Consider the following 26,486-nt stretch of genomic DNA (forward strand, 5'->3'; position numbering starts at 1 on the left):
AGTTTAGGTCCGCCGCAAAAAACCGAGTACGGCGTACGCGCAATCGGGTACGGTGTACTCAGTTATCGGAAGGGGGAACCCATGACCGACGGATTCGCCGTGCGCGCCGAGGGCCTGCAGAAGCGGTACGGCGACAAACGCGCCCTCGACGGCTTCGACCTGGCCGTCCGCGAGGGCACGGTGCACGGGCTGCTCGGCCCGAACGGCGCCGGCAAGACCACGGCCGTGCGCATCCTGTCGACGCTGGTCCGGCTGGACGGCGGACGGGCCACGGTGGCCGGGCTGGACGTGGCCCGCCGGCCGCGCGAGGTCCGCGCCCGGATCGGGCTGACCGGGCAGTACGCGGCGGTGGACGAGGTGCTCACCGGGCGGCAGAACCTGGAGATGTTCGGCCGGCTGTTCCACCTGGGCGGCAAACGCGCCAAACTGCGCGCCGCCGAGCTGCTGGACCGGTTCGACCTCGCCGACGCCGCGGACAAGGGCGTCGGCGGCTACAGCGGCGGCATGCGGCGCCGCCTCGACCTCGCCGCGTCGATGATCCTCGCCCCGGCCGTGCTGTTCCTGGACGAGCCGACGACGGGCCTCGACCCGCGCAGCCGCGGTGAAGTCTGGGACACGGTGCGGGCGTTGGTGGCCGGCGGCACGACCGTGCTGCTGACCACGCAGTACCTGGAGGAGGCGGACCGGCTGGCCTCCCGGATCACCGTCATCGACCAGGGCCGGGCCATCGCGGACGACACCCCGGACGGCCTGAAGGACCGCGTCGGAGGCGACCGCGTCGAGGTCGTCGTCGCCGAGCGCGCGGACATCCCGCGGGTGGTGAAGGCCGTCGCCCGGGTGTCGGACGGCGAACCCGAGGCCGACGAGACGGAGTTGAGGGTGCACGCCCCGGTCACCGACCGGGTGGCCGCGCTCACCGACGTCGCCCGCACCCTCCAGGACGAGGGCGTGCGGGTCGAGGACATCGGACTGCGCAGACCGAGCCTGGACGACGTGTTCCTGCGCCTGACCGGACACCGCACCGACAAGGAAGAGCAGGGGGCCGCCGCGTGAGCGCCGTCGATCTGAACGTCTCGGACGGCCGCGGCCGTGCCTACTGGCTGCTCGCCGATTCCTGGAACATCGTCCGCCGCGGCCTGACCCACTACCGCCGCCAGCCCGTCAACATCGCCTGGCAGCTGGGCTTCCCGATCCTCTCCGTCCTGCTGTACGGCTATGTCTTCGGCAGCGCCATGCAGGTTCCCGGCGGCGGGGACTACCAGGACTTCCTGATGCCGGGCATGTTCGTGATGACGATGGCGTTCGGCTTCATCAACACCGCCACGGTCGTCGTCTACGACGCCACCAAGGGGGTCATCGACCGGTTCCGGTCGATGCCGATGGCGTCGTCCGCGGTGGTCGCCGGGCGCGGACTGACCGATCTCATCGTGGCCTGCGCCGAGTTGGCCATCATGATGCTCACCGCGCTGGCCATGGGGTGGCGCCCGGACGGGGGCTGGGGCTTCCTGGCCGCCTTCGGGCTGCTGCTGTGGCTGCGGTTCGCGCTGATCTGGGTCGGCGTGTGGCTCGGGCTGCTCGTGCCCAACCCCGAGGCGGCGGGTGGGCTGTTCGCGGTGGCCTTCCCGCTGACGATGATCTCCAGCATCTTCGTCGCCCCGCAGCTCATGCCCGACTGGCTGGGCTGGGTGGCCGCCTGGAACCCGATCTCCTCCACGGCCGCCGCCGCACGGGAGCTGTTCGGGACGCCGGTGGGCGGCGGGGACTCCTGGGTGGAACAGCACGCGCTGCTGATGGCGGGGGTGTGGCCGGTCGTCCTGACGGCGGTCTTCCTGCCGCTGGCGGTGCGCCGGTTCCAGCGGCTGAGCCGTTGAGTACCGTCCCGGCAGAGCGGGGGCGGTAGCCCGTCGGGGCCGGGGACCGCCCAGCCCCGTGGGAGACGACGAAGGGCGCCCGATTCCCGTCGGGCGCCCTTCCCTGCCGTGCGTGCCGTGCGCGGCTCCTGCGACCGCTACAGCTTCTCGATCACATGGTCGACGCACTTCGTCAGCGCCTCGACGTCCGCCGGGTCGATCGCCGGGAACATCGCCACGCGCAGCTGGTTGCGGCCGAGCTTGCGGTACGGCTCGGTGTCCACGATGCCGTTGGCGCGCAGGACCTTGGCGACGGCCGCCGCGTCCACCTCGTCGGTGAAGTCGATGGTGCCGATGACCTGGGAGCGCTTGGCCGGGTCGGCGACGAACGGGTTGGCGTACTTGACGTCCTCGGCCCAGCCGTAGAGCGTGCGCGCGGAGGTGGCCGTGCGGCGGACCGCCCAGTCCAGGCCGCCCTGGCCGTTGAGCCACTCCAGCTGCTGGTTCAGCAGGAAGAGGGTGGCCAGCGCCGGGGTGTTGTAGGTCTGGTTCTTGCGGGAGTTGTCGATCGCCGTCGGCAGCGAGAAGAACTCCGGGATGTGGCGGCCGGACGCGTGGATCCGCTCGGCGCGCTCGATCGCGGCCGGGGAGAAGACGCCGATCCACAGGCCGCCGTCGGAGGCGAAGGACTTCTGGGGCGCGAAGTAGTAGACGTCCGTCTCGGCGACGTCCACCGGCAGGCCGCCCGCGCCGGAGGTGGCGTCGACCAGGACGAGGGCGCCCTCGTCCGCGCCGGCCACCCGCTCGATGGGCATGGCGACGCCGGTCGAGGTCTCGTTGTGCGTGAACGCGTACACGTCCACGCCCGCCTCGGCAGCCGCCTGCGGATGGGTGCCCGGGTCGGCGGCGACGATCGTGGGCTCGGCCAGCCAGGGGGCCAGCTTGGCCGCCTTGGCGAACTTGGAGGAGAACTCGCCGAAGCTGAGGTGCTGCGACTTGTTCTCGATCAGGCCGTGCGTCGCGATGTCCCAGAACGCCGTGGAGCCGCCGTTGCCGAGGATCACCTCGTAGCCGTCGGGGAGCTGGAACAGCTCGCTGATGCCCTCGCGCACCTTGCCGACCAGGTTCTTCACCGGAGCCTGCCGGTGGGAGGTGCCGAGGAGGGACGTACCGGTCGCGGCGAGCGCGTCCAGCGCCTCCGTCCGCACCTTGGAGGGACCCGCGCCGAAACGACCGTCCGCGGGCTTGATGTCAGAAGGAATCTGGATCTCAGCCACGATCCGGAGGGTATCTCTTGGCGAAACCGGACGGAAACGTGTCCGTTCGATGAGACGACGGGATCTTCGGCGCAAGCCGCCGCCCGCGCGTGGTGCGCGGTGGCACAGGGTGGGAGCTTGAACGTATGAGCGATACGGAAGCGGCGCTGCGCCGGGCCGTGCGGGGCGACGTCGACTTCGGCGTCACCGCGCGGGCGTTGGTCACCATGGACGCCTCCAACTACCGGCGCGTCCCGCTGGGCGTGGTAGCGCCCCGCGACGCCGACGACGTGGCGGCGGCGCTGGAGGTGTGCCGGGAGCACGGCGTGCCGGTGGTGGCGCGCGGCGGGGGAACCTCGATCGCCGGGCAGGCCACCGGCACGGGCGTGGTGCTGGACTTCACCCGGCACATGAACCGGCTGCTGTCCCTGGACGCCGGCGCGCGCACGGCCGTCGTCCAGCCCGGCCTCGTCCTGGACCGCCTCCAGGAGGCCGCCGCCCCGCACGGGCTGCGCTTCGGCCCCGACCCCTCCACCCACAGCCGCTGCACCCTCGGCGGAATGATCGGCAACAACTCCTGCGGCTCCCACTCGGTGGCCTGGGGGACGACGGCCGACAACGTCCGCGAGCTGTCGGTGCTGACCTCGGACGGGCGGTCGCTGCGCCCGGGGCGGGACTGGCAGGGCGCTCCGGAAGGGCTGCGGCGGCTGGTGGAGGGGGAGTTGGCGCGGCTGCGCACCGGCTTCCCGGAGCTGCCCCGCCGTATCTCCGGCTACGCGCTGGACGCGCTGCTGCCCGAGCGGGGCGCGGACGTCGCCCGGTCCTTCTGCGGCTCGGAGGGCACGCTGGGGGTGGTGACGGAGGCGGTCGTGCGGCTGGTGGAGGCGCCCCGCGCGCGGGCGCTGGCCGTGCTCGGGTACGCGGACGAGAGCGGGGCGGCGGAAGCGGCGGCGGGCCTGCTGCCGCACGGGCCGCTGACGGTCGAGGGCATGGCGGCGGACCTGGTCCCCGCTGCCGCCGACCTCCCGCGCGGCGCGGCCTGGCTGTTCGTGGAGACGGGCGGGGACACGCAGGCGCAGGCACGCGCGCGTGCGGAGGAGATCCGGCGGGCGGCCGACGTCGTGGACGCGCTCGTGGTCACCGACCCGGCCGGGCAGCGCGCCCTGTGGCGCGTCCGTGAGGACGCCGCGGGTACGGCCACCCGCATGCCGGACGGCTCGGAGGCGTGGCCCGGCTGGGAGGACTGCGCGGTGCCGCCCGCCCGGCTCGGCGCGTACCTGCGGGAGTTCCGGGCACTGCTGACCGCGCACGGCCTGCGCGGGACGCCGTACGGGCACTTCGGGGACGGCTGCATCCACGTCCGCATCGACTTCGACCTGCTGTCGGCGGCGGGGGTGGCGCGCTTCCGCCGCTTCTCCGAGGAACTGGCCGAACTGGTGGTCGCGCACGGCGGCTCGCTGTCCGGCGAGCACGGCGACGGGCAGGCGCGCGCGGAGCTGCTGCCGCGGATGTACGGCGCGGAGACGGTCGCGCTGTTCGAGCGCGCCAAGGCCCTCTGGGACCCGCACGACCTCCTCAACCCGGGCATGCTGGTCCGCCCCCACCGCCTCGACGACAACCTCCGCTTCGCCCCGCTGCCCCGTGAACCGGTCCCCGTCGCCTTCGGCTACCCGGACGACGGCGGCGACTTCGCGGCGGCGGTGCGCCGCTGCGTGGGCGTCGCCAAGTGCCGTACGACGACGGCGTCCGGGCCCGCCGTGATGTGCCCGTCGTACCGCGCGACCGGCGAGGAGGCGCACTCCACGCGCGGACGCGCCCGGCTGCTGCACGAGATGCTCGCGGGCGAGGTGGTCACGGACGGCTGGCGGTCGGCGGAGGTGCGCGACGCGCTGGATCTGTGCCTGTCCTGCAAGGGGTGCCGGTCGGACTGCCCGGTGGGGGTGGACATGGCCACCTACAAGGCGGAGTTCCTGCACCACCACTACGCGGGCCGGCGGCGGCCGGCGGCCCACTATGCGATGGGGTGGCTGCCGAGGTGGCTGGGGCTGGTGGCGGGCGTGCGGGCGGGGGCGGTGGTGAACGGCCTGGCGTCGGTGCGGCCGGTGGCGTGGGTGGTGAAGCGGGTGGGGGGGATCGCGCCGGAGCGCGCGATCCCGCGGGTGGCGCGGGTGCCGTTCACCCGGTGGTGGACGCGGCGGACGCCGGTCCGGGCGGACGGGCGGCTGGTGGTGCTGTGGCCGGACACCTTCACCGAGCACCTCTCGCCCTCCGTCGGGCGGGCGGCGGTGCGGGTGCTGGAGGCGGCGGGGCTGTGGGTCGCGCTGCCGCCGACGCGGACCGGCGCGCCGGTGGCCGACGGGCGCTCCCGGCGGCTGCCCCTGCGGGCGGTGGTGCGCCGGTCGCGCGTGTGCTGCGGGCTGACGTACGTCTCGACGGGCCAGCTGGACCGGGCCCGGTCGGTCCTGCGGCGGACGCTGGACCTGATGGAGCCGGTGCTGGAGGCCGGCGTGCCGGTGGTCGTGCTGGAGCCGAGCTGCGCGGCGGCCCTGCGCGCGGACCTGCCCGAACTGCTGCCCGACGACCCGCGCGCGGCGCGCCTCGCGCAGAGCGTCCTGACCTTCGCGGAGGCGCTGGAGCGGCTGGCGCCGGACTGGACGCCGCCCCGCCTCGACCGTCCGGTGGCCGGCCAGACCCACTGCCACCAGCACGCGGTGCTGGGCGACGGCCCCGACGCCCGGCTGCGCGCGGCGGCGGGCCTGACCGGCGCCCTGTCGGGCGGCTGCTGCGGCCTGGCGGGCGACTTCGGCTTCACCCGCGGCCACTACGAGGTGTCGGCGGCCTGCGCCGGGGAGCAACTGCTCCCGGCGGTGGCGGCGGCGCCGGAGGGCGCGGCGATCCTGGCGGACGGCTTCTCGTGCCGGACCCAGCTGGAGCAGCTGGCGGGGGTGCGGGGGAGACATGTGGCGGAGGTGCTGGCGGAGGCGCTGGACGATCGTCGGTGAGGCCGCCCGTCGTACAGGTCCATATCCACTTCACGCTCCTGACGCGGTTCATTACTCTGGTCGGGAGCAGTGCCCGCCCAGCCCCTGGAGACCCCCGTGACCACGCCCAGCGCAGCCACCCCCGCGACGGGCCGGGCACAGGACGTCACGCCGCCGGGCGGGCGGGGCGCCCTGGGACCGGTGGGCCTGGTCTTCGCCGGCGCGGTCTCCGTGCAGTTCGGCGGGGCGCTCGCGGTGAGCCTGATGCCGCGGGCCGGGGCGCTGGGCATTGTGACGCTGCGGCTGGTGGTCGCGGCGGTCGTGCTGCTGGTGGTGTGCCGGCCGCGGCTGCGCGGGTACTCCCGGGCCGACTGGGGGACGGTTCTCGTCTTCGGCCTGACCACGGGCGCGATGAACGCCCTCTTCTACCAGTCCGTCGACCGCATTCCGCTGGGCGCGGCCGTCACCCTGGAGGTGCTGGGCCCGCTCGCGCTGTCCGTGGTGGCCTCCCGCCGGCTCGTCAACCTGGTGTGGGCCGGGCTGGCCCTCGCCGGCGTGTTCCTGCTCAGCGGCGGAGGCTTCGACAGCCTCGACCCGGTCGGGGCCGCCTTCGCGCTGGGGGCGGGGGCGATGTGGGCGGCGTACATCGTCTTCAGCGCCCGCACCGGCCGCCGTTTCCCGCAGGCCGACGGGCTGGCGCTCGCGATGGTGGTCGCCGCGCTGGCGGCCCTCCCGCTGGGGATCGCCGAGTCCGGTACGAAGCTCCTGAACCCGACGACACTGGCCCTCGGGGCGGCGGTCGCCGTGCTCTCCTCGGTCCTGCCCTACACCCTCGAACTCCTCGCCCTGCGCCGCCTGCCCGCCTCGACGTTCGCGATCCTCATGAGCCTGGAGCCCGCCCTAGCCGCGACGGCCGGCTTCTTCATCCTCGACCAGGCCCTCACGACGACGGAGGCGGCGGCGATCGCCCTGGTCATCGCGGCGAGCATGGGCGCGGTGCGGACGCAGACGCGGCGGGGGCCGGTGAAGGGGCCGGCGGCGATCAGCGGTTGAGGTCCAGCACCCCCACCCCGAGCCCGGCGTACGCCGCCGGTTCCACGGTCGCCACCAGCGCGCCCTCGGGGAACATCACGCTCGGCCGGGCGACGTGCACGGCCGCCGCGACCCCGAAGGGCACCTCCCCGTCGCGCAGGGCGGCGACCGTGACGGCCATGGCGTAGTCGTCGTCGACGACGCGCAGCACGTCCACGAGTACGCCGATGTGCTCGACCAGTCCGGAACGCACGCGTTCCGCCTCGATCATGCTCAGGACGGGCACCCAGAGACGGACGTCGTCGCTGCCCGCCGCCGCGTGCACGAGTCCCGACACCTGCTTGTTGCCGCCCAGGGCGAGCAGCGTCGGGGTGTCCAGGACATAGTGTTCGATCGGGTTCACCCGGAGGCCTCGCCGTCCGCGAGGCCCCCCGCGGGGGTGGCCCGGTGGGCGGCCGTGGCGGCGCGCATCTTCCGCCGCATCTCGGCGGACTCCTCGTCGGTCACGTAGTGCCCGAACCGCTCGGCGAGCAGGGCACGGGTCCGCTCCGCCCGGGCCTCCAACTGCTCCCGCGTCAGCGTCTGAGCCGCAATGTCCTGCATGAGCGCTCGCAGGCTGGTGCCCCTGGACTCGGCCACGGCCGCCAGCTGGTCACGGACTTCGGCGGGAACGCGGATCATGACGTCGCTCATGGAGTGAGTATACGTCTCGTATACGCCTCGGAGGCGAGGGTCGGACGTTCAGCCCAAGCGGCCCTCGGCGGCTGCCGCCACGAACGCCGAGAAGGCGACCGGGGTCACGGTGAGGGCCCCGGCCGCGGGGGCCTTCGAGTCGCGGACGGCTATGTGGGGGGCGAGGTCGGCGACCTCGACGCAATCGCCGCCGTTGCTGCCGCTGTAGGAGGACTTTCGCCAAGTGGCGGTGCCGAGGGGGGCGCACTCGACGCACTGCCCGCCGGTGTCGCCGCTGTACGACGACCTACGCCACGTCGCGCCCGTCAGGTCCAGGTTCGTTCCCATACCGATCCTCCATCACGCGGGCGATCAAAGCGGCCGACTCCTTGGGGGAAAGGGCCGCAGCCTGCAATCGAGCGTAGCCGACGGAACGTTCTTTGATCACTTCCGGATTGGCCGTCATGTGCCCTTGGTCGTAGCTCTCGCTGTAGTGCAGGTCGGGGTTGCTGTCGAACCGGAGGAGATTGAACGAGCCCATCATTCCGGCGTGCTCGCCCACCGAGAACGGCAACACCTGGATGTCCAGCCACTGCTGTCCGAACAGGTCCAGCAGATGCGACAGTTGCTCCCGCATGACCGCCCGGCTGCCGATCTGGCGGTGGAGCACCGCCTCGTCCAGCACCACCCACAGCACCGGCGGCTGCTCCCGCTCCAGGATGCGCTGTCGATCCATCCGTGCTGCAACCATCTCGTCGAGTCGTCGCTCCGACTGCTCGACACCGAGTACGGCTCTCGCGTACGCCTCCGTCTGGAGGAGTCCGTAGACCAGCTGGCACTGATACGTCGAGATGTACGCCGCCTTCGCCTCCATCTCCGCATACGGCTGGAACCAACTCGGCAACTGGCTCCGCAGCACCAGCCCCACCAGTCGGGAGAACATCCCGTCCGTCCCCAGTGCCGCGTCCACCCGCTCCGAGAACTCCCGCGTCGGCACCTTCGCCGCCGTCTCGATCTGGCCGACCAGGGACCCCGTGCAGAACAGGATCGCCCCCAACTGCGCCAGCGTGAGCCTCGCGGCCTCCCGCCGACGCCGCAACTCGTATCCGTAGTAGTCCAACGGCGACGCGCTGGGGTCCAGTTGACGAATGGGCATGTCACCACCTCCTCTCACTCACGGTAGTGAATCAGCCACGTTAAGAAGCCGCGGACAAAGTAAGCAAGCACGCTTGATTGTTTCTGACCCCCCTGCCATGCTCGCCCCCATGGCCGACCCGACGCCCGTTCTCGACGACCTGCGTGCCGAAAGCCAAGACCTCGATCAGCTCGTCGCCGAGCTGGAACCGGAGCGCTGGGCGCTCCCCACCCCCGCCCCCGGCTGGACCGTCGCCCACCAGATCGCCCACCTCGCCTGGACCGACCACGCCGCCCTGCTCGCCGTCACCGACGCGGACGGGTTCCGGGAGATCGGGGAGAAGGCGTTCGCCTCGCCCGGCGGGTTCGTGGACGACGGGGCCGAGGAGGGGGCCCGACTGCCGCCCGCCGAACTGCTCCGGCGCTGGCGGGAGGGCCGTACCGCGCTCGACGCGGCATTGCGGGCCGCGCCCGACGGGGCACGGTTCCCCTGGTTCGGGCCGCCCATGGCCGTCGCCTCCATGGCCACCGGCCGACTGATGGAGACCTGGGCCCACGGCCTGGACGTCGCCGACGCGCTCGGTGTGACCCGCGCCCCCACGGACCGGCTCAGGCACGTCGCCCGGATCGGCGTCCGTGCCCGCAACCACGCCTTCGGGGTGCACGGGCTCACGCCACCCGGCGAGGAGTTCCGCGTCGAACTGGTGGCACCGAGCGGGCAGTCGTGGACCTACGGCCCCGAGGACGCCGCCCAGCGCGTCACCGGCCCCGCCCTCGACTTCTGCCTCCTCGTCACCCGCCGCGCCCACCGCGCCGACCTCGCCCTCACCGCCCACGGCCCCGACGCCGACCACTGGCTCGACATCGCCCAGGCCTTCGCCGGCCCGCCCGGCAGCGGACGCCCGCCCAAGGGGGACGGGCGATGACCCTCCGCATCGGCAACGCCTCCGGGTTCTACGGCGACCGCTTCGACGCCCTGCGCGAGATGCTCACCGGCGGTGAACTCGACGTCCTCACCGGCGACTACCTCGCCGAGCTGACCATGCTCATCCTCGGCCGGGACCGGATGAAGGACCCGGACGCCGGATACGCGCGCACGTTCCTGCGGCAGTTGGAGGAATGCCTCGGCCTCGCCCACGAGAAGGGCGTGCGGATCGTCACCAACGCCGGAGGGCTCAACCCCGCCGGACTCGCCGCGGAGATCCGGGACTTGGCCGACCGGCTCGGCCTGCCCGTCCGGGTCGCCCACGTCGAGGGCGACGACCTCACCGCCGCCCACCCCGGCGCCCTCGCCGCCCACGCCTACCTCGGCGGCTTCGGCATCGCCGCCTGCCTGCGCGAGGGCGCCGACCTCGTCGTCACCGGGCGGGTCACCGACGCCGCCCTGGTCACCGGACCCGCCGCCGCCCACTTCGGCTGGGGACCCGACGACCACGACCGGCTCGCGGGGGCCGTCGTCGCCGGGCACGTCCTGGAGTGCGGGCCGCAGGCCACCGGCGGCAACTATTCCTTCTTCCCGGGCCGGGACGTCCGCCGCCCCGGCTTCCCGCTCGCCGAGATCCACGAGGACGGCACCTCGGTCATCACCAAGCACCCCGGCGCGGGCGGCTTCGTCGACACCGGCACGGTCACCGCGCAGCTCCTCTACGAGACCGGCGGCGCCCGGTACGCCGGGCCCGACGTCACCGCCCGCCTCGACACCGTGCGGCTCGTCCAGGAGGGCCCCGACCGGGTGCGCGTCGAGGGAGTGCGCGGCGAGGCCCCGCCGCCCGGCCTCAAGGTCGGCGTCAACCGCCTCGGCGGCTTCCGCAACGAGGTCGTCTTCGTGCTCACCGGGCTCGACATCGAGGCCAAGGCGGCGCTCGTGAAGGGACAGATGACCGACGCCCTCGCCAAGTCGCCGCCCGCCGACGTGCGCTGGGACCTCGCCCGCACCGACCACGCCGACGCCGCCACCGAGGAGACCGCCGGCGCCCTGCTCCGGCTCGTCGTCCGCGACCCCGACCCCGACAAGGTCGGCCGCGCCCTCAGCGGGGCCGCCGTCGAACTGGCGCTGGCGAGCTACCCCGGCTTCCACCTGCTCGCACCGCCCGGCAAAGGGACGCCGTACGGCGTCTTCGAGGCGCGCTCCGTCCCGCAGACGGCCGTCGGGCACGTCGCCGTCCTGCACGACGGCCGCCGCCTCCCCGTGCCGCCGCCCGCGCACACCCGGCCGCTGGAGGAGGTCCCGCAGCCGCCGCTGCCCGAGCCCCTGCCGCCCGGCCCCACCCGCCGTGCGCCCCTCGGGCTCGTCGCCGGCGCCCGCAGCGGCGACAAGGGCGGCGACGCCAACGTCGGCGTCTGGACGCCCGGCGACGACGCCTGGCGCTGGCTCGCCCACGAGCTGACGGTCGACCGGTTCCGGCAGCTGATCCCCGAGGCCGCCGCCCTGCCCGTCACCCGCCACGTCCTGCCGCACCTGCGTGCCCTCAACTTCACCGTCGAGGGCCTCCTCGGCGAGGGCGCCGCCGCGCAGGCCCGCTTCGACCCGCAGGCCAAGGCCCTCGGCGAATGGCTGCGCTCCCGCCACCTGGACATCCCGGAGACCCTGCTGTGACGGTCCTCTCCTCCGCCCTGGACACCACCGGCCCCGACTACGCGGCCCACCGCGACGCCATGCTCGGCAAGCTCGCCGCCCTCGACGCCGAGCACGCCAAGGCCCTCGCGGGCGGCGGCGACAAGTACGTCGAACGCCACCGCGCGCGCGGCAAGCTGCTCGCACGGGAGCGCGTCGAGCTGCTCGTCGACCCGGACACGCCGTTCCTGGAGCTGTCGCCGCTGGCGGCCTGGGGCAGCGAGTACGCGGTCGGCGCCTCCCTCGTCACCGGCATCGGGGTCGTCGAGGGCGTGGAGTGCCTGATCACCGCCAACGACCCGACCGTGCGCGGCGGCGCCAGCAACCCCTGGAGCCTGAAGAAGGCACTGCGCGCCCACGACATCGCCCTCGCCAACCGGCTGCCCTGCGTGAGCCTGGTCGAGTCCGGCGGCGCCGACCTGCCCTCCCAGAAGGAGATCTTCATCCCGGGCGGGGCGGTCTTCCGCGACCTCACCCGGCTCTCGGCGGCCGGCATCCCCACCGTCGCCGTCGTCTTCGGCAACTCCACGGCCGGGGGCGCGTACGTCCCCGGCATGTCCGACCACGTCGTCATGGTCAAGGAGCGCGCGAAGGTGTTCCTCGGCGGGCCGCCGCTGGTCAGGATGGCGACCGGCGAGGAGAGCGACGACGAGTCCCTCGGCGGCGCCGACATGCACGCGCGCGTGTCCGGCCTCGCCGACCACTTCGCCCTCGACGAGCGGGACGCGCTGCGGCAGGCCCGCAGGATCGTCGCCCGGCTCAACCACCGCAAGGCCCACCCCGACCCGGCCGGACCCGTAGAGCCGCCCGAGTACGACCCCGAGGAACTCCTCGGCATCGTCCCCGAGGACCTCAAAACCCCCTTCGACCCGCGCGAGGTCATCGCGCGCATCGTCGACGGCTCCGACTACGACGAGTTCAAGCCGCTGTACGGGACGAGCCTGACGACCGGGTGGGCCCGGCTCCACGGCTACCCGATCGGCGTGCTGGCCAACGCCCAGGGCGTGCTGTTCAGCGAGGAGTCGCAGAAGGCCGCCCAGTTCATCCAGCTCGCCAACCAGCGCGACATCCCCCTGCTGTTCCTGCACAACACCACCGGCTACATGGTCGGCAGCCGCTACGAGCAGGGCGGCATCGTCAAGCACGGCGCGATGATGATCAACGCGGTGAGCAACTCGAAGGTCCCGCACCTGTCCGTCCTCATGGGCGCCTCCTACGGCGCCGGGCACTACGGCATGTGCGGACGGGCCTACGACCCGCGCTTCCTCTTCGCCTGGCCCAGCGCCAAGTCCGCCGTCATGGGCCCGCAGCAGCTCGCCGGCGTGCTGTCCATCGTGGCCCGCCAGTCCGCCGCCGCGAAGGGCCGGCCGTACGACGACGAGGCGGACGCGGGGCTGCGCGCCATGGTCGAGCAGCAGACCGAGTCCGAGTCGCTGCCCATGTTCCTGTCCGGCCGGCTGTACGACGACGGCGTCATCGACCCGCGCGACACCCGCACCGTCCTCGGCCTGTGCCTGTCCGCCGTCCACACCGCCCCCTACGAGGGCGTGCGCGGCGGCTTCGGCGTCTTCCGGATGTGAGGGACCCCCGACATGATCACTTCCCTGCTCGTCGCCAACCGGGGCGAAATCGCCTGCCGGGTCTTCCGCACCTGCCGTGAGCTGGGCGTCCGCACGGTCGCCGTGCACTCCGACGCGGACGAGAACGCGCTCCACGCGCGCGTGGCCGACGCCGCCGTACGACTTCCGGGTGACACGCCCGCCGACACCTACCTGCGCGACGACCTGATCGTGCGCGCCGCCGTCGCCGCCGGCGCCGACGCCGTGCACCCCGGCTACGGCTTCCTCTCCGAGAACGCCGGCTTCGCCCGCGCGGTCCTCGACGCCGGACTGACCTGGATCGGGCCGCCGCCGGAGGCCGTCGAGGCGATGGCGTCCAAGACCCGTGCCAAGCGACTGCTGGGCATCGCCCCGCTCGGCGAGGTCACCGAGGCCGACCTGCCGGTGCTGGTGAAGGCGGCGGCGGGCGGCGGCGGACGCGGGATGCGGATCGTACGGCGCCTGGAGGACCTGGCGGGCGCGCTGGAGGGGGCCCGCGCGGAGGCCGCGAGCGCCTTCGGGGACGGCGAGGTGTTCGTCGAGCCGTACGTCGAGGCCAGCCGCCACGTCGAGGTGCAGATCCTCGCCGACACGCACGGCACCGTGTGGACGCTCGGCACCCGCGACTGCTCGCTCCAGCGCCGCCACCAGAAGGTCATCGAGGAGGCCCCCGCCCCCGGCCTCTCCGAGCGCCTCACGGCCGAGCTGTACGACACCGCCGTACGCGCCGCCCGCGCCGTCGGCTACGTCGGGGCCGGCACCGTCGAGTTCCTCGTCGCCGGCGACACCGCGCACTTCCTGGAGATGAACACCCGCCTCCAGGTCGAACACCCCGTCACCGAGGCCGTCTTCGGCATCGACCTGGTCGCCCTCCAGCTCCGCGTCGCCGAGGGCCACGCCCTGGACGCCGAGCCCCCGCCCGCGCGCGGCCACGCCGTCGAGGCCCGCCTCTACGCCGAGGACCCGGCGAACGGCTGGGCCCCGCAGACCGGCACCCTGCACCGCCTCGCCGTCCCCGACGGCGTCCGCCTCGACACCGGCTACACCGACGGTGACGAGATCGGCGTCCACTACGACCCCCTGCTCGCCAAGGCCGTCGCCCACGCCCCCACCCGCGCGGAAGCCGTCCGCAGGCTCGCCGGCGCGCTGGAACGGGCCGCCGTCCACGGCCCCGTCACCAACCGCGACCTCCTCGTCCGCTCCCTGCGGCACGAGGAGTTCACCACCGCCCGCGCGGACACCGGCTTCTACGACCGCCACCTGCCCGAACTCACCGAACCCGCACCCGACCCGCTCGCCCCCCTCGCCGCCGCCCTCGCGGACGCCCACGGCCGCTCCCGCTTCGGCGGCTGGCGCAACCTCCCCTCCCAGCCGCAGACCAAGCGGTACGCGATGGCGGGGGAGGAGCACGAGGTCCGCTACCACCACACCCGCGACGGCTTCACGGCCGAGGGCGTCCACGTCGTCGCCGTCACGGCCGATCTCGTCGTCCTCGAAGCGGACGGCGTACGACGCCGGTTCGAAGTCGCCCGCTACGGCGACGAGGTGCACGTCGGCGCCACCCGCCTCAAGGCCCTCCCCCGCTTCCCCGACCCCACCCCGCACCACGCCCCCGGCTCCCTCCTCGCCCCCATGCCGGGAACGGTGGCGAGGGTGGCGGACGGCCTGACGGAGGGGTCCGCGGTGCAGGCGGGACAGCCGCTGCTGTGGCTGGAGGCGATGAAGATGCAGCACCGGATCTCCGCCCCGGCGACGGGCACCTTGACGGCCCTGCACGCGGCCATTGGCCAACGAGTCCAGGTCGGCACCCTCCTGGCGGTCGTGGAGGACGACGTCCCCAGGGGCGCGGGGAACCGCGCGTCCGGCCACCCACTACCCGCACCCGGAGGAAACCCGTGACCCCCCTGATCGAGTCCGAGGAGCACAAAGCCCTCCGCGCCGCAGTCGCCGCCCTGGGCGCCCGCTACGGCCGCGCCTACCTCGCCAGGACCGTCCAGGAAGGCCGCCACCCCGAGGAACTCTGGTCCGAGGCCGGCAGACTCGGCTACCTGGGCGTCAACCTCCCGGAGGAGTACGGCGGCGGAGGCGGCGGCATCACCGAACTGTCCCTCGTCCTCGAAGAACTCGGCGCGGCCGGCTGCCCGCTGCTCATGCTGGTCGTCTCCCCGGCCATCTGCGGCACGGTCATCGCCCGCTTCGGCACCGAGGCGCAGAAACGGGAGTGGCTCCCCGGCCTGGCCGACGGCAGCCGCACCATGGCCTTCGGCATCACCGAGCCCGACGCCGGCTCCAACTCCCACCGCATCACCACCACCGCCCGCCGCGACGGCGCCGACTGGCTCCTCACCGGCCGCAAGGTCTTCATCTCCGGCGTGGACCGCGCCGACGCCGTCCTGATCGTCGGCCGCACCGAGGACGCCCGCACCGGACGCCTCAAGCCCTGCCTCTTCATCGTCCCGCGCGACGCCGACGGCTTCTCCCGGCGCCCCATCGACATGGAGATCAACGCCGCCGAGAAGCAGTTCGAACTGACCCTGGACGACGTACGGCTCCCCGCAGACGCCCTCGTGGGTGGGGGCCCCTCCCACGCTTTCGGCAGTGGGGGAGAGGACGCGGGCCTGCTGCAACTGTTCGCCGGGCTCAACCCCGAGCGCATCATGACGGCCGCGTTCGCCATCGGCATGGGCCGCTACGCCCTCGCCCGCGCCGTCGAGTACGCCCGTGACCGCACCGTCTGGAACACCCCCATCGGGGCCCACCAGGCCGTCGCCCACCCCCTCGCCCAGGCGCACATCGACCTCGAACTCGCCCGCCTGATGATGGGCAAGGCCGCCCACCTCTACGACGCCGGGGACGACGCCGGCGCGGGGGAGGCCGCCAACATGGCCAAGTACGCCGCAGGAGAGGCCTGCGTGAAGGCCGTCGACCAGGCCGTGCACACCCTCGGCGGCAACGGCCTCACCCGCGAGTTCGGACTCGCCTCCCTGATCACCGCCGCGCGGGTGGCCCGCATCGCCCCCGTGAGCCGGGAGATGATCCTCAACTACGTCTCCCACCAGACCCTGGGCCTGCCCAAGTCGTACTGACCCGCCCACAGCTCAGGGAGCGCAGATGGCACTGATCGCCCGCAGCCGCGACCGCGCGGTGCAGACCCTCGTCCTCGACTCGCCGGACACCCGCAACGCCCTGTCCGCCGCCCTGGTCGGCGAACTCGCCGAAGCCCTCGCGGACGCCGGCGAGGACGACGACGTCCGCGCGGTCGTCCTCACCCACAGCGGCACCACCTTCTGCGCGGGCGCCGACCTGCGCGACCCGCCCCACCCCGACGCCCTGGTCGGCCTCCTCCGCGGCATCGTGGAACTGCCGAAACCGGTCGTCGCCCGCGTCACCGGACACGTCCGCGCGGGCGGCCTCGGCCTCCTCGCCGCCTGCGACGTCGCCGTCGCCGCCGACACCGCCACCTTCGCCTTCACCGAGGTCCGCATCGGCGTCGCCCCCGCCGTGATCTCCCTGACCCTGCTGCCCCGCACCGACCCGCGCGCCCTCGCCCGCCTCTACCTCACCGGCGAACGCTTCGACGCCGCCGAGGCCGTCCGCACCGGCCTGCTCACCGCGGCCGGCGACGACGCCGACGCCGTCCTCGCACCCGTCCTCGACGGACTGCGCAGGTCCGCACCCGAGGCCCTGGCCGAGACGAAACGGCTGCTCACGGCTAGGGTGCTGGAGACGTTCGACCGGGACGCGGCGCGGCTGACCGCCCTCTCGGCCCGGATGTTCGCCTCCGCCGACGCCCGCGCGGGCATGACGGCCTTCCTCGAACGACGGGAACCTCCATGGGTGGTGTGAGCAGGCAATGGACGTGACCACGGCATCCGAGCGCGCACCCAAGCAGGACCGCAGCCGGGCCACCCGGCGGCGGCTCCTGGAGGCCGCCGTGTCCTGCCTGGCCGAACACGGCTGGGCGGGCTCCACCGTCGCCGTCGTCGCCGAACGCGCCGGCGTCTCCCGGGGCGCCGCCCAGCACCACTTCCCGACCCGCGAGGACCTGTTCACCGCCGCCGTCGAGTACGTCGCCGAGGAACGCTCCAACGCCCTGCGCGCCCTCTTCCCCGAGGGCGCCGCCGGCGACCGGCACGCGGTCGTGGCCGCCCTCGTCGACCTCTACACCGGCCCCCTCTTCCGCGCCGCCCTGCACCTGTGGGTCGCCGCCTCCAACGAGGAACAGCTCCGCCCCAGGGTCACCGAACTGGAGGCCCGCGTCGGCCGCGAGACCCACCGCATCGCCGTGGAACTCCTCGGCGCCGACGAGAACCGCCCCGGCGTCCGCGAAACCGTCCAGGGCCTGCTCGACATGGCCCGCGGCCTGGGCCTGGCCAACCTCCTCACCGACGACGCGGGACGCCGGGAACGGGTCGTGGCGCAGTGGGCCGGACTGCTGGACCGGACGCTGCGCTGAGGGCGCCGCACGGCAACGGCTACGGTGTGCGCATGGGCGACTTCTTTCAGACGATCGTCGACCTCGACGCGACCGCGGAGCAGGCGCCGGCACTCGCCGAACGGGCCGTGCGGTGGCTGGTGGACGAGGGCGTCGTGCTGGCCGAGCCCACCGAGCACGTGCCCGGAAGCGGCCCCGGCCACCCGCCGGGCCCGCACTGGAACCGGGCCGTGACCGACGACCCGGACTGGGAGCCGAGCGGCGCGCTCGCCGTCCGCACCGGCCGCACCGTCTTCACCAGCGGCGCCGACATGCCCGGCGCCGCCCTCTGCCCGCGCTGCGCGTGGGGCATCCCCCTGCACGAGGGCGCGTGGCAGCGCTTCGGCGACGCCATGGAGACCTGGGAGAAGACCGGCGCCGCCGCCGTCGACTGCCCCGCCTGCGCCGCGGCCGTCCCGGTCCCGGAGTGGGCGTGGGACGAGGCCCCGCTCGCCTTCGGCCACCTCGGCCTGGAGTTCTGGAACTGGCCCGAGTTCACCGACGGCTTCCGCGCCCGCCTGGCCGCGGGCCCGCTGGAGGGCCACCGCACGGCACTCCTGTGGGGCCAGTACTGACGGCCCACGGCCCCCGGCCGACGAGCGGGGGCATCCCCCGAAGGCCGTCAGGTCCGTCGTCACAGACTGATTCGGGGCCGTTGTCAACGGCCGATTCGGGGCCGTGATCAAGGCATGACCAGAGGCCGTGATCAAGGCATGATCAGGGGCCGAGCCGCTCCACCCGCCAGCTCCCGTCGTCCCGCGCGACGTACCGGAGCCGGTCGTGCAGCCGGTTCTCCCGCCCCTGCCAGAACTCCACCGACCGCGGCGCCACCCGGAAACCGCCCCAGTGCGGCGGCACCGGCACCTGCTCGCCCTCCGGATAACGGGCCACCAGAGCGGCGTACGCGTCCTCCAGCTCCTCCCGGCCGGAGATCACCGCTGACTGGGTGCTGGCCCACGCGCCCAGCTGGGAGCCGTGCGGACGGGTGCGGAAGTACGCCGCCGTCTCGTCGCGCCCGGTGCGCCGCGCCACGCCGGTCACGATGACCTGCCGGGCCATCGGATACCAGGGGAACAGCAGCGAGACGTACGGGTTGGCGTCGAGGTCGCGGGCCTTGCGGGAGCCGTAATTGGTGTAGAAGACGAAGCCGCGGTCGTCGAAGTGCTTCAGCAGCACCGTGCGCGAGCCGGGCCGGCCCTGCGCGTCGGCCGTGGAGACGACCATCGCGTTCGGCTCGAACAGCCGGCCCTCCGTCGCGGCCTGCCGGAACCAGCGCGCGAACTGCTCCACGGGGGTGGCGGCCAGGTCGGCCTCGGCGAGCCCCTCCGCCCGGTAGTGCCGGCGCATGGCGGCGGGGTCGGGCACGCGGGGAACGGAGTCGTCGGTCACACGGTCATATTGCCGCACGGGCGCCGCGGGGGTGCCGCACGGCGGTGGCCTTGATCACTGCCTGGCACTGAGTGCCACACCGTGGCTCCCCAAGGGCCGCACCGAGGGATATCGTGCGAATGCCCACCGGTTCGGGTGACCACCGACCGCACCGGGCATCACCCGAGTGACCGTTCGGGACCGCGAGCCTGCGAAAACCTTCGCTTCACGACCGTGGATCCGCAGAACGCGCTCGCTTCGACCACCCGTCGTACCCGTCCATCGCCGCACACGTCACGAGGAGCCGCCTGATGTCCGACTTCGTACCCGGACTCGAAGGAGTCGTCGCGTTCGAGACGGAGATCGCCGAACCCGACAAGGAGGGCGGCGCCCTGCGGTACCGCGGCGTCGACATCGAGGACCTCGTCGGCCACGTCTCGTTCGGCAACGTCTGGGGCCTGCTGGTCGACGGCGCCTTCAACCCCGGCCTGCCGCCCGCCGAGCCCTTCCCGATCCCCGTCCACTCCGGCGACATCCGGGTCGACGTCCAGTCCGCGCTGGCCATGCTCGCGCCCGTGTGGGGCCTCAAACCCCTCCTGGACATCGACGCCGAGCAGGCCCGCGACGACCTGGCCAGGGCCGCGGTCATGGCCCTTTCCTACGTCGCCCAGTCCGCGCGCGGCCAGGGCCTGCCCATGGTCCCGCAGCGGGAGATCGACAAGGCGCACTCCATCGCCGAACGCTTCATGATCCGCTGGCGCGGCGAGCCCGACCCGAAGCACGTCGCCGCGGTCGACGCCTACTGGACGTCGGCGGCCGAGCACGGCATGAACGCCTCCACCTTCACGGCCCGCGTCATCGCCTCCACCGGCGCGGACGTCGCCGCCGCGCTCTCCGGAGCCGTCGGCGCCATGTCCGGCCCGCTGCACGGCGGCGCCCCTTCCCGGGTCCTCGGCATGATCGAGGAGATCGAGCGCACCGGCGACGCGGAGGCGTACGTCAAGCAGGCCCTGGACAAGGGCGAGCGCCTCATGGGCTTCGGCCACCGCGTCTACCGCGCCGAGGACCCCCGCGCCCGCGTCCTGCGCCGCACCGCCCGCGAACTGGGCGCCCCGCGCTTCGAGGTCGCCGAGGCCCTGGAGAAGGCGGCCCTGGAGGAGCTCCACAACCGCCGCCCCGACCGCGTCCTCGCCACCAACGTCGAGTTCTGGGCGGCGATCGTCCTGGACTTCGCCGAGGTCCCGGCGCACATGTTCACCTCGATGTTCACCTGCGCCCGCACGGCCGGCTGGTCCGCCCACATCCTCGAACAGAAGCGCACGGGCCGCCTGGTCCGCCCCTCCGCCCGCTACGTGGGCCCCGCCGCCCGCAGCCCGCGCGAGATCGAGGGCCACGACGACATCGTCCACTGACCCCGGAAACGCAGACGACCCGCGAGTCTGGTTCCTCCGTGGAGGAGCCGGCCGGACGTACCGGCGACTCGCGGGTCGGGTGACTGCTGGGATTGGGCCGGCTGCACGTGTCTTTCACGTGCTGGTCCGGCACCGCACTGAGTGGGTGACGGGCCGCTAGCCCGCAGCCACCTCACGCGTCCGGTATTCACACATCTGCCGAACCACCTCCCTTCTCGTGTACTGAGCACACTAGGAACGGTGGGCTCGCGCCTCAACCCATTTTTTCGAGAAGTACGGTTCCCGCATGACGCAGCGGCGGGTGGTTCTCAGCGGATCGGTGTTCGAGGAGCGGATCGGGTATGCGCGGGCCGTGGTGGACGGGGATCGGGTGCACGTGTCCGGGACCACCGGGTTCGACTACGCGCAGATGAGCATCTCCGAGGACGTCGTCGAGCAGGCCGAGCAGTGTCTGCGGAACATCGGGGCCGCGCTCGCGGAGGCCGGGTGCACCTTCCGGGACGTGGTGCGGGTGCGGTACCTGCTGCCGGAGCGGAAGGACTTCGAGCCGTGCTGGCCGGTGCTGCGGCGGTGTTTCGGGGAGGTGCGGCCGGCGGCGACGATGATGGTGTGCGGGCTGGCGGACCCTCGTATGAAGATCGAGATAGAGGTGGACGCGCGCCGCGGGGCCGTGTCCGAGGGGGCCGGGCTGAGGGTCGGGGCCGTCGCCGGGGACCGGATGCTGGAGGAGTGGCGGCAGGTGCACAACGCGGTAGCGCCGCCCGCGGCGATGTCGCGCGAGGAGGCGCGGGAGCGCGGGGAGCGGTACCGGCTGGAGAACGCCTACCTCGGGGACGTGCTCGTGGGGTGCTCCACCGTGCGTCCGCCGCGGGAGGAGGGCGGGGAGGCGACCGTCATCGCCCGGGTGCTGCCCGCCTACCGGGGGCGGGGGATCGGGACGGCGCTGTACGAGCGGGCGCTCGGGCACGCGCGCGTGCTGGGGGCCGGGGGGATCGGGACGTGCGTGCCGGCGGTCGACGAGGACGGGCTGCGGTTCGCCCGGGCGCGGGGGTTCGTGGAGACCGAGCGGTACACGCTCGACGGGGAGGACGACGTCTGGGTCGACCTGCGGCTGGCGGACGGCACGGCGCCGTAGGAGGCGGCCGGTTGCCGGCCGGATTTCCGGGGTACAACGATTCCTGCAATATTGCGGGAACCAGGTGTGGGCTGCATCACGTTCGAGTTGAATGAGGGCAAGTCAGAACCGACGCGCCGTACGTGCGGACGCAGCCTGCAGGGGGTCCAGGTGAGTGCTTCACGGCGTAGTGGGACCACGGACGAGCTGGGGCCGGACGAGCCCGAGCGGGACGGCTCGGATCTGCTCGCCGCGCTCCTCGACGGCATGGACGCGGCGCTGTGCGCGTTCGACGCCGACGGCGTCGTCACGCACTGGAACCGGGAGGCCGAGCGCATCCTCGGCTGGAGCGCCGCGGAGGCCGTCGGCCGGCGCGGTTTCTCCGGGTGGGCGGTGCGCAGCGCGGACGCCGAGGACGTGCAGGCGCGGCTGATGTCGGCCATGCACGCGCCCGGCCGTCAGGTGCACGAGTTCGCGCTGGTCACCAAGGACGGCGGGCGGGTGCTCGTGCGCACCCAGTCGGCGGCGGTGCGCGGCCCGGACGGCAAGCCGGCGGGGCTGTACTGCGCCTTCAGCGAGGTGCACGCGCAGATAGACCTGGAGCGTTCGATCGCGCTGAGCGAGGCCCTGTTCGAGGACGCCGGCTGGGGCGTGGTGCTGGTCGACGCCGATCTGCGTCCGGCCGTGGTCAACGCGCACGCGGCCCGCGCGCTGGGCGTCGGCCGTACGTCCGTGCTGGGGCGGCCGATCGGCGAGCTGCTGGCGCAGGGCGCGGAGGAGCTGGAGAGCGCGCTGACGCATGTACTGGGGGAGGGCGCGCCGCCCGCTCCGGCGGAGATGTGGGTGAGCGTGCGCACGCCGGACGGCGAGAAGCGGCGCTGCTGGCGCAGCGGGTTCCTGCGGCTGGCGTCGCCGCTCGCGGAGGAGCCGGTGCCGCTGGGGGTCGGCTGGCTGTTCCAGGACGTGACGGAGGCCAAGCAGGGCGAGCAGGAGGCGGCGCTGCTGCGGTTCCGGAGCAATCAGCTGCACCGGGCCGCCCGGGCCGCCGCCGAGTGCGAGGACCCGGCGGAGGCGGCGACCGTGCACCTGGACTTCGCGCTGGCGGGGTTCGCGGACCACGCGCTGATCGACCGGGTGGCCGGCGGTGCGGTGACCGACGGGCGGCTCGGCCAGGGGCCGGTGCGGTTGGTGCGGGTGGCGGCGACGCCCTCGGGAGCGCCGGGCCCGAGCATGCCGGCCGGGGACGCGGGGTTGCCGGTGCGGTATGCGGAGGGGCATCCGGCGCTCCAGTGCGTGGAGCGGATCGGCACGGTGCGGGCGAGCGTCGGGGCGGTGCCGCCGGAGCAGGCTCGGGTGTGGGCGCTGGCCCGGCAGTGGCCGGCGGACGCGGTGCACTCGCTGTGCGCGGTGCTGCGCAGCCGGGGGCGGACGCTCGGGGTCGTGACGTTCCTGCGGGGGAGCGGGCGCAGCGCGTTCGAGCGGGCGGACACCGTGTACGCGGAGGACGTCGCCGTACGGATCGCCGCCGCGCTGGACCTGGCGGCGCTGACGGCGTCGGAGGGCTGACCGCGGGCGGCAGCGGTAGCGGCGGGGCGGCATCGCCGGGGCGGCAGGGTATGGGCCGGTGCCCGATTCCCGCCCCGCCCGGCCCCGCCGGGCTCCCGCCCTGTCACTGCTGGTAGAAGATCCGCTCCCGGTAGCGCTCCATCACGCCCGCGTTCCACTCGTGTCCTCCGTCGACGTTGCCCGAGCGCAGCAGCGGCGGTTCGATGCCCCGGTCGGCGAGGGTGGCGGCGGCGGTGGCGACCACGGCCTGGAGCAGGGCGGTCGTGACGACGGTGGAGGCGGGGGCGAAGGGGGCGGGCACGGAGTCGAGGGTCAGCTCGGCGTCCCCGATCGCGATCTTCGAGTCGAGGACGACGTCGCAGTGGTCCTTGAGGAACGTCCCCGACGCGTGCCGTGACGTCGTGTGCGTGGTGTACGCGACCGAGGTCACGCCGATGACCTTCACCCCGAGGGCGCGGGCGTGCTGGGCCATCTCGACGGGCAGGGCGTTGCGGCCGGACAGGGAGATGATCACCAGGGCGTCGCCGGCGCGCAGCGGGGAGCAGTCGAGGACGGTGGTGGCGAGGCCGTCGACGCGTTCGAGGGCGGAGCCGAGGGTGGCGGGCATGACGTCGACGCCGACGACGCCGGGGACGGTGAGCAGGTTCATCAGGGCGAGGCCGCCGGCCCGGTAGACGACGTCCTGGGCGGCGAGGGAGGAGTGCCCGGCCCCGAACGCGAACAGTCGGCCGCCCGCGGCGACGGTGTCGGCGAGCAGCGTCCCGGCCGCGGCGACGGAGTCGGCCTCCTCGTCGCGGACGCGGTGGAGCAGTCCGATGGCGGCGTCCAGATACCGCTCGGCCGGTTTGCGCGCTCTGGTGCCCTCGCCGTTGCCGTCGCCCTGGCCGTGGCCCATGCGTCTGCTCCTTCGCGCCGTTGCGGGGATCGCCGCTGCCCCGCGGCACGGTCGGGTGCCACCGGGGACGTGTCGCGGATCACGGTGCGGTCTGGACCACTTGGATGTCAATACGGGGACCCGCGCAGGACCCTTGAGCCGGGTGGCGGGCGGCCCCACGCTGTAACCCCCCGCGTTGCGACGGCGCGGCACGGTTGCCGGTGGCATCCGGCAGAATTGAATCCAGGGCCAGCGCACACGCCGGAGTTCCTCCGAGCCTCCGGCAGAGCTAATCGAGGGGCACGTATGTCCGGACTGATCGACACCACGGAGATGTATCTCCGCACCATCCTCGAGCTGGAGGAGGAAGGTGTGGTCCCCATGCGCGCCCGCATCGCCGAGCGGCTCGACCAGAGCGGGCCGACGGTGAGCCAGACGGTGGCCCGGATGGAGCGCGACGGCCTGGTGTCCGTGGCCAGCGACCGCCATCTGGAGCTGACCGACGAGGGCCGTCGGCTGGCCACGCGCGTGATGCGCAAGCACCGCCTCGCCGAGTGTCTGCTCGTCGACGTGATCGGCCTGGAGTGGGAGCAGGTGCACGCCGAGGCCTGCCGCTGGGAGCACGTGATGAGCGAGGCCGTGGAGCGGCGCGTGCTGGAGCTGCTGCGGCACCCGACCGAGTCGCCGTACGGCAATCCGATCCCGGGCCTGGAGGAGCTGGGCGAGACGGACGGGGCCGACCCGTTCCTGGACGAGGGCATGGTCTCGCTGGCCGACCTCGACCCGGGCCTGGAGGGCAAGACGGTGGTCGTGCGCCGGATCGGCGAGCCGATCCAGACGGACGCCCAGCTGATGTACACGCTGCGCCGAGCGGGCGTGCAGCCCGGTTCGGTGGTGAGCGTGACGGAATCGGCGGGCGGTGTGCTGGTGGGCAGCGGCGGCGAGGCGGCCGAACTGGCGTCGGACGTCGCGTCGCACGTGTTCGTCGCCAAGCGCTGACCGCTGCCGGGAGCCGGGCCGGAGGCGCGGGGGCGAACCGGTCCGGACCGGGGTCCGGCGGGACCGGGCCGGAGTCCGGCGGGACCGGGCCGGTATAGGACGGACTCCGACCGGTTCGGAATCGGACGGTGCCGATTCGAGCCGGAGTTGACTGGACGTGATCGTTCCTGATCGGAACTGCGTCCATCCGTAACCGACTTCGCCGCTGCGTCGATTCCCGGACTCGGTGCTCCGAATCGCAGCGCCCTGCGGCCGCGCGTGCGAGGCTGTCGCATGAGGTCGTACGAGGCATATGACGTACGGGGCATATGACCGAAGGGGCGGACGATGGGCGACGGTGGGGGAACGCACCGCGCGCTCGTGTGCCCCGGCAGTCATGTAGAGGGCCCCGGCGCCGTGCGGCGCCGGGGCCTGTCCTCCCCTGTGTCGACCCGGAGCCCCGAGCTCTCAGGGTCGTCCCCTGCGGACCCTTTTCCCCGAGTGGTCCGCCTCCCGATGAAGATCTCCCCTGGGTGGCGAGGATCATTCCTCGACGGGTGTCACTCGAACGAGGGGTGTTGTGCGGCGGAAGGACGTTTTCGAATAAGAGTTCGATAGTCTGCGCTTGCACGGTTCCACGCCACGGATCAGCGGTACCAGCGGAGCTTGGGGGTGCCAGCACCAATGGCGCGACGCATCGACGTAACGGGCGCGGGCGGGGTTCGGCTCGCCGCCTGGGAGTTCGGCGACCCGCCCAAGGACACCGACCCGGAGCGCCCGGCCGCGCCCGGCGTGCTCCTGCTCCACGGCCTGATGGGCCGCGCCTCGCACTGGGCCGCGACCGCCCGCCGGCTGTCCGAACGCCATCGCGCCGTCGCCCTCGACCAGCGCGGCCACGGCCAGAGCGCCAAGGCGCCGGACGTCTCCCACACCCGCGAGGCCTACGTCGAGGACGCCGAGGCGGCCCTGGAGCAGCTCGGCCTCGCCCCGGCCGTCGTGATCGGCCACGCCATGGGCGCGCTGACCGCCTGGCAGCTCGCCGCCAAACGCCCCGACCTGGTGCGCGGTCTGATCATCTGCGATATGCGGGCCTCCGCACTGGGCGCGGCCTCGCAGCGGGAGTGGGCCGCCTGGTTCCGGGCCTGGCCGCTGCCGTTCGCCACCCTCGCCGACGTGCGCAAGTGGTTCGGCGAGGACGACCCCTGGGTCGAGCGCCCCAACCCGGCCCGCGGCGAGTTCTACGCCGAGGTGATGCAGGAGTACCCGGACGGATGGCGCCCCGTCTTCGACCTCGACCAGATGCTGAAGTCCCGCGAGACCTGGGTCTACGACGCCCACTGGGAGGAGCTGGCGCAGGTCCGCTGCCCCACCCTGGTCGTCCGCGGCCTCGACGGCGAGCTGGGCCGCGCCGAGGCCCAGGAGATGGTCCGGGTGCTGCCCCGCGGCCGTTACGCCGAGGTCGCCGACGCCGGCCACCTCGTCCACTACGACCAGCCGGAGGCCTGGCGCACGGCGATCGAGCCCTTCCTCGACAGCCTGGAGGCCGACGGCTAGCGGGCCGTC

The 26,486-nt window shown here is 73.6% G+C and carries 24 protein-coding genes; 17 read left to right on the forward strand and 7 right to left on the reverse strand.

The window, feature by feature from the left end:
* Positions 1–81 precede the first annotated feature (81 nt).
* Positions 82–1,053: an ATP-binding cassette domain-containing protein gene (locus tag ACZ6KF_RS22110; protein WP_356629726.1), complete on the forward strand. Its 972-nt coding sequence runs from the start codon at positions 82–84 to the stop codon at positions 1,051–1,053.
* Positions 1,050–1,871 (forward strand): ABC transporter permease, encoded by an 822-nt coding sequence (locus ACZ6KF_RS22115; protein ID WP_356629728.1) that lies wholly within the window; start codon positions 1,050–1,052, stop codon positions 1,869–1,871. The genes ACZ6KF_RS22110 and ACZ6KF_RS22115 overlap by 4 nt, the downstream gene beginning before the upstream one ends.
* Before the next feature lie 137 nt (positions 1,872–2,008).
* Here the strand turns inward: ACZ6KF_RS22115 and serC are convergent, their stop codons facing one another.
* Entirely contained in the window at positions 2,009–3,127 is a 1,119-nt protein-coding gene (gene serC / locus ACZ6KF_RS22120; RefSeq protein WP_356629730.1) for a phosphoserine transaminase, read from the reverse strand.
* Positions 3,128–3,252: 125 nt separating this feature from the next.
* Here serC and ACZ6KF_RS22125 point away from each other — a divergent pair, with 125 nt between their 5' ends.
* Positions 3,253–6,108, forward strand: coding sequence for an FAD-binding and (Fe-S)-binding domain-containing protein (locus ACZ6KF_RS22125; RefSeq protein WP_469239718.1), 2,856 nt, complete (start codon positions 3,253–3,255; stop codon positions 6,106–6,108).
* A gap of 96 nt (positions 6,109–6,204) precedes the next feature.
* The gene (locus ACZ6KF_RS22130; RefSeq protein ID WP_356629734.1) at positions 6,205–7,140 is read left to right on the forward strand and encodes an EamA family transporter; all 936 of its coding nucleotides are present in this window, start codon (positions 6,205–6,207) and stop codon (positions 7,138–7,140) included.
* On the opposite strand, the gene ACZ6KF_RS22135 is transcribed toward ACZ6KF_RS22130, so the two are convergent.
* Genes ACZ6KF_RS22135 through ACZ6KF_RS22150 form a run of 4 tightly spaced genes read right to left on the reverse strand, consistent with a single transcriptional unit; the run spans position 7,130 to position 8,947 of the window.
* The gene (locus ACZ6KF_RS22135) at positions 7,130–7,522 is read right to left on the reverse strand and encodes a PIN domain-containing protein (protein WP_469176779.1); all 393 of its coding nucleotides are present in this window, start codon (positions 7,520–7,522) and stop codon (positions 7,130–7,132) included. The genes ACZ6KF_RS22130 and ACZ6KF_RS22135 overlap by 11 nt on opposite strands.
* Complete coding sequence (locus ACZ6KF_RS22140; RefSeq protein WP_356629738.1) at positions 7,519–7,812, reverse strand: Arc family DNA-binding protein; 294 nt, start codon at positions 7,810–7,812, stop codon at positions 7,519–7,521. The genes ACZ6KF_RS22135 and ACZ6KF_RS22140 overlap by 4 nt, the downstream gene beginning before the upstream one ends.
* A 48-nt stretch (positions 7,813–7,860) precedes the next feature.
* On the reverse strand, positions 7,861–8,139 hold the full coding sequence (locus tag ACZ6KF_RS22145) for a DUF397 domain-containing protein (RefSeq protein ID WP_469176777.1): 279 nt from the start codon (positions 8,137–8,139) through the stop codon (positions 7,861–7,863).
* Positions 8,099–8,947, reverse strand: coding sequence for a DUF5753 domain-containing protein (locus ACZ6KF_RS22150; RefSeq protein WP_469176776.1), 849 nt, complete (start codon positions 8,945–8,947; stop codon positions 8,099–8,101). The genes ACZ6KF_RS22145 and ACZ6KF_RS22150 overlap by 41 nt, the downstream gene beginning before the upstream one ends.
* Positions 8,948–9,056: 109 nt before the next feature.
* On the opposite strand from ACZ6KF_RS22150, the gene ACZ6KF_RS22155 reads away from it, so the two are divergent.
* From ACZ6KF_RS22155 to ACZ6KF_RS22190, 8 genes are read left to right on the forward strand one after another with little or no spacing between them, the layout of a single operon-like run.
* Positions 9,057–9,851 (forward strand): TIGR03084 family metal-binding protein, encoded by a 795-nt coding sequence (locus ACZ6KF_RS22155; RefSeq protein ID WP_356629744.1) that lies wholly within the window; start codon positions 9,057–9,059, stop codon positions 9,849–9,851.
* Positions 9,848–11,521 (forward strand): acyclic terpene utilization AtuA family protein, encoded by a 1,674-nt coding sequence (locus ACZ6KF_RS22160; protein WP_469158650.1) that lies wholly within the window; start codon positions 9,848–9,850, stop codon positions 11,519–11,521. The genes ACZ6KF_RS22155 and ACZ6KF_RS22160 overlap by 4 nt, the downstream gene beginning before the upstream one ends.
* Positions 11,518–13,119, forward strand: coding sequence for an acyl-CoA carboxylase subunit beta (locus ACZ6KF_RS22165; RefSeq protein ID WP_469239720.1), 1,602 nt, complete (start codon positions 11,518–11,520; stop codon positions 13,117–13,119). The genes ACZ6KF_RS22160 and ACZ6KF_RS22165 overlap by 4 nt, the downstream gene beginning before the upstream one ends.
* A 12-nt stretch (positions 13,120–13,131) precedes the next feature.
* Complete coding sequence (locus tag ACZ6KF_RS22170; RefSeq protein WP_469239722.1) at positions 13,132–15,036, forward strand: acetyl/propionyl/methylcrotonyl-CoA carboxylase subunit alpha; 1,905 nt, start codon at positions 13,132–13,134, stop codon at positions 15,034–15,036.
* On the forward strand, positions 15,033–16,223 hold the full coding sequence (locus tag ACZ6KF_RS22175) for an acyl-CoA dehydrogenase family protein (protein WP_469239724.1): 1,191 nt from the start codon (positions 15,033–15,035) through the stop codon (positions 16,221–16,223). Before ACZ6KF_RS22170 ends, ACZ6KF_RS22175 begins: the two co-directional genes overlap by 4 nt.
* 25 nt (positions 16,224–16,248) lie before the next feature.
* Positions 16,249–16,983, forward strand: coding sequence for an enoyl-CoA hydratase family protein (locus tag ACZ6KF_RS22180; protein WP_469158654.1), 735 nt, complete (start codon positions 16,249–16,251; stop codon positions 16,981–16,983).
* A 13-nt stretch (positions 16,984–16,996) separates the two neighbouring features.
* Positions 16,997–17,593, forward strand: a complete 597-nt coding sequence (locus tag ACZ6KF_RS22185) for a TetR/AcrR family transcriptional regulator (RefSeq protein ID WP_356629754.1) — start codon at positions 16,997–16,999, stop codon at positions 17,591–17,593.
* 32 nt (positions 17,594–17,625) lie between these two features.
* Positions 17,626–18,186 (forward strand): hypothetical protein, encoded by a 561-nt coding sequence (locus ACZ6KF_RS22190; protein WP_356629756.1) that lies wholly within the window; start codon positions 17,626–17,628, stop codon positions 18,184–18,186.
* 142 nt (positions 18,187–18,328) lie between these two features.
* On the opposite strand, the gene pdxH is transcribed toward ACZ6KF_RS22190, so the two are convergent.
* Entirely contained in the window at positions 18,329–18,958 is a 630-nt protein-coding gene (gene pdxH, locus ACZ6KF_RS22195) for a pyridoxamine 5'-phosphate oxidase (RefSeq protein WP_469158771.1), read from the reverse strand.
* A gap of 332 nt (positions 18,959–19,290) precedes the next feature.
* Here pdxH and ACZ6KF_RS22200 point away from each other — a divergent pair, with 332 nt between their 5' ends.
* From ACZ6KF_RS22200 to ACZ6KF_RS22210, 3 genes are all read left to right on the forward strand, one after another.
* Positions 19,291–20,391: a citrate synthase 2 gene (locus ACZ6KF_RS22200; protein ID WP_356629760.1), complete on the forward strand. Its 1,101-nt coding sequence runs from the start codon at positions 19,291–19,293 to the stop codon at positions 20,389–20,391.
* 286 nt (positions 20,392–20,677) lie between these two features.
* Complete coding sequence (locus tag ACZ6KF_RS22205; protein ID WP_469239726.1) at positions 20,678–21,526, forward strand: GNAT family N-acetyltransferase; 849 nt, start codon at positions 20,678–20,680, stop codon at positions 21,524–21,526.
* A gap of 150 nt (positions 21,527–21,676) precedes the next feature.
* Positions 21,677–23,071 carry a PAS domain-containing protein gene (locus ACZ6KF_RS22210; RefSeq protein WP_469176769.1) on the forward strand — a complete coding sequence of 465 codons (1,395 nt, stop codon included), beginning with the start codon at positions 21,677–21,679 and terminating at the stop codon, positions 23,069–23,071.
* 103 nt (positions 23,072–23,174) lie between these two features.
* On the opposite strand, the gene ACZ6KF_RS22215 is transcribed toward ACZ6KF_RS22210, so the two are convergent.
* On the reverse strand, positions 23,175–23,966 hold the full coding sequence (locus tag ACZ6KF_RS22215; protein WP_356629766.1) for an SIS domain-containing protein: 792 nt from the start codon (positions 23,964–23,966) through the stop codon (positions 23,175–23,177).
* Between the two features lie 285 nt (positions 23,967–24,251).
* Between ACZ6KF_RS22215 and ACZ6KF_RS22220 the strand changes: the two genes are divergently transcribed.
* A complete protein-coding gene (locus ACZ6KF_RS22220) occupies positions 24,252–24,944 on the forward strand; it encodes a metal-dependent transcriptional regulator (protein ID WP_356629768.1) in 693 nt (230 codons plus the stop codon).
* Between the two features lie 663 nt (positions 24,945–25,607).
* Positions 25,608–26,477 carry an alpha/beta fold hydrolase gene (locus tag ACZ6KF_RS22225; protein WP_469158656.1) on the forward strand — a complete coding sequence of 290 codons (870 nt, stop codon included), beginning with the start codon at positions 25,608–25,610 and terminating at the stop codon, positions 26,475–26,477.
* The last annotated feature ends 9 nt before the right edge of the window (positions 26,478–26,486 follow it).

This window comes from Streptomyces sp. NPDC046379, assembly GCF_055587785.1.

What these genes read in the sequence shown, in the direction of transcription:
- ACZ6KF_RS22110 (WP_356629726.1), top strand. Translation starts at nt 82, where the DNA reads ATGACCGACGGATTCGCCGTGCGCGCCGAGGGCCTGCAGAAGCGGTAC.
- ACZ6KF_RS22125 (WP_469239718.1), top strand. Translation starts at nt 3,253, where the DNA reads ATGAGCGATACGGAAGCGGCGCTGCGCCGGGCCGTGCGGGGCGACGTC.
- ACZ6KF_RS22140 (WP_356629738.1), bottom strand. Translation starts at nt 7,812, where the DNA reads ATGAGCGACGTCATGATCCGCGTTCCCGCCGAAGTCCGTGACCAGCTG.
- ACZ6KF_RS22145 (WP_469176777.1), bottom strand. Translation starts at nt 8,139, where the DNA reads ATGGGAACGAACCTGGACCTGACGGGCGCGACGTGGCGTAGGTCGTCG.
- ACZ6KF_RS22150 (WP_469176776.1), bottom strand. Translation starts at nt 8,947, where the DNA reads ATGCCCATTCGTCAACTGGACCCCAGCGCGTCGCCGTTGGACTACTAC.
- ACZ6KF_RS22155 (WP_356629744.1), top strand. Translation starts at nt 9,057, where the DNA reads ATGGCCGACCCGACGCCCGTTCTCGACGACCTGCGTGCCGAAAGCCAA.
- ACZ6KF_RS22160 (WP_469158650.1), top strand. Translation starts at nt 9,848, where the DNA reads ATGACCCTCCGCATCGGCAACGCCTCCGGGTTCTACGGCGACCGCTTC.
- ACZ6KF_RS22170 (WP_469239722.1), top strand. Translation starts at nt 13,132, where the DNA reads ATGATCACTTCCCTGCTCGTCGCCAACCGGGGCGAAATCGCCTGCCGG.
- ACZ6KF_RS22180 (WP_469158654.1), top strand. Translation starts at nt 16,249, where the DNA reads ATGGCACTGATCGCCCGCAGCCGCGACCGCGCGGTGCAGACCCTCGTC.
- ACZ6KF_RS22190 (WP_356629756.1), top strand. Translation starts at nt 17,626, where the DNA reads ATGGGCGACTTCTTTCAGACGATCGTCGACCTCGACGCGACCGCGGAG.
- pdxH (WP_469158771.1), bottom strand. Translation starts at nt 18,958, where the DNA reads ATGCGCCGGCACTACCGGGCGGAGGGGCTCGCCGAGGCCGACCTGGCC.
- ACZ6KF_RS22200 (WP_356629760.1), top strand. Translation starts at nt 19,291, where the DNA reads ATGTCCGACTTCGTACCCGGACTCGAAGGAGTCGTCGCGTTCGAGACG.
- ACZ6KF_RS22205 (WP_469239726.1), top strand. Translation starts at nt 20,678, where the DNA reads ATGACGCAGCGGCGGGTGGTTCTCAGCGGATCGGTGTTCGAGGAGCGG.
- ACZ6KF_RS22215 (WP_356629766.1), bottom strand. Translation starts at nt 23,966, where the DNA reads ATGGGCCACGGCCAGGGCGACGGCAACGGCGAGGGCACCAGAGCGCGC.
- ACZ6KF_RS22220 (WP_356629768.1), top strand. Translation starts at nt 24,252, where the DNA reads ATGTCCGGACTGATCGACACCACGGAGATGTATCTCCGCACCATCCTC.
- ACZ6KF_RS22225 (WP_469158656.1), top strand. Translation starts at nt 25,608, where the DNA reads ATGGCGCGACGCATCGACGTAACGGGCGCGGGCGGGGTTCGGCTCGCC.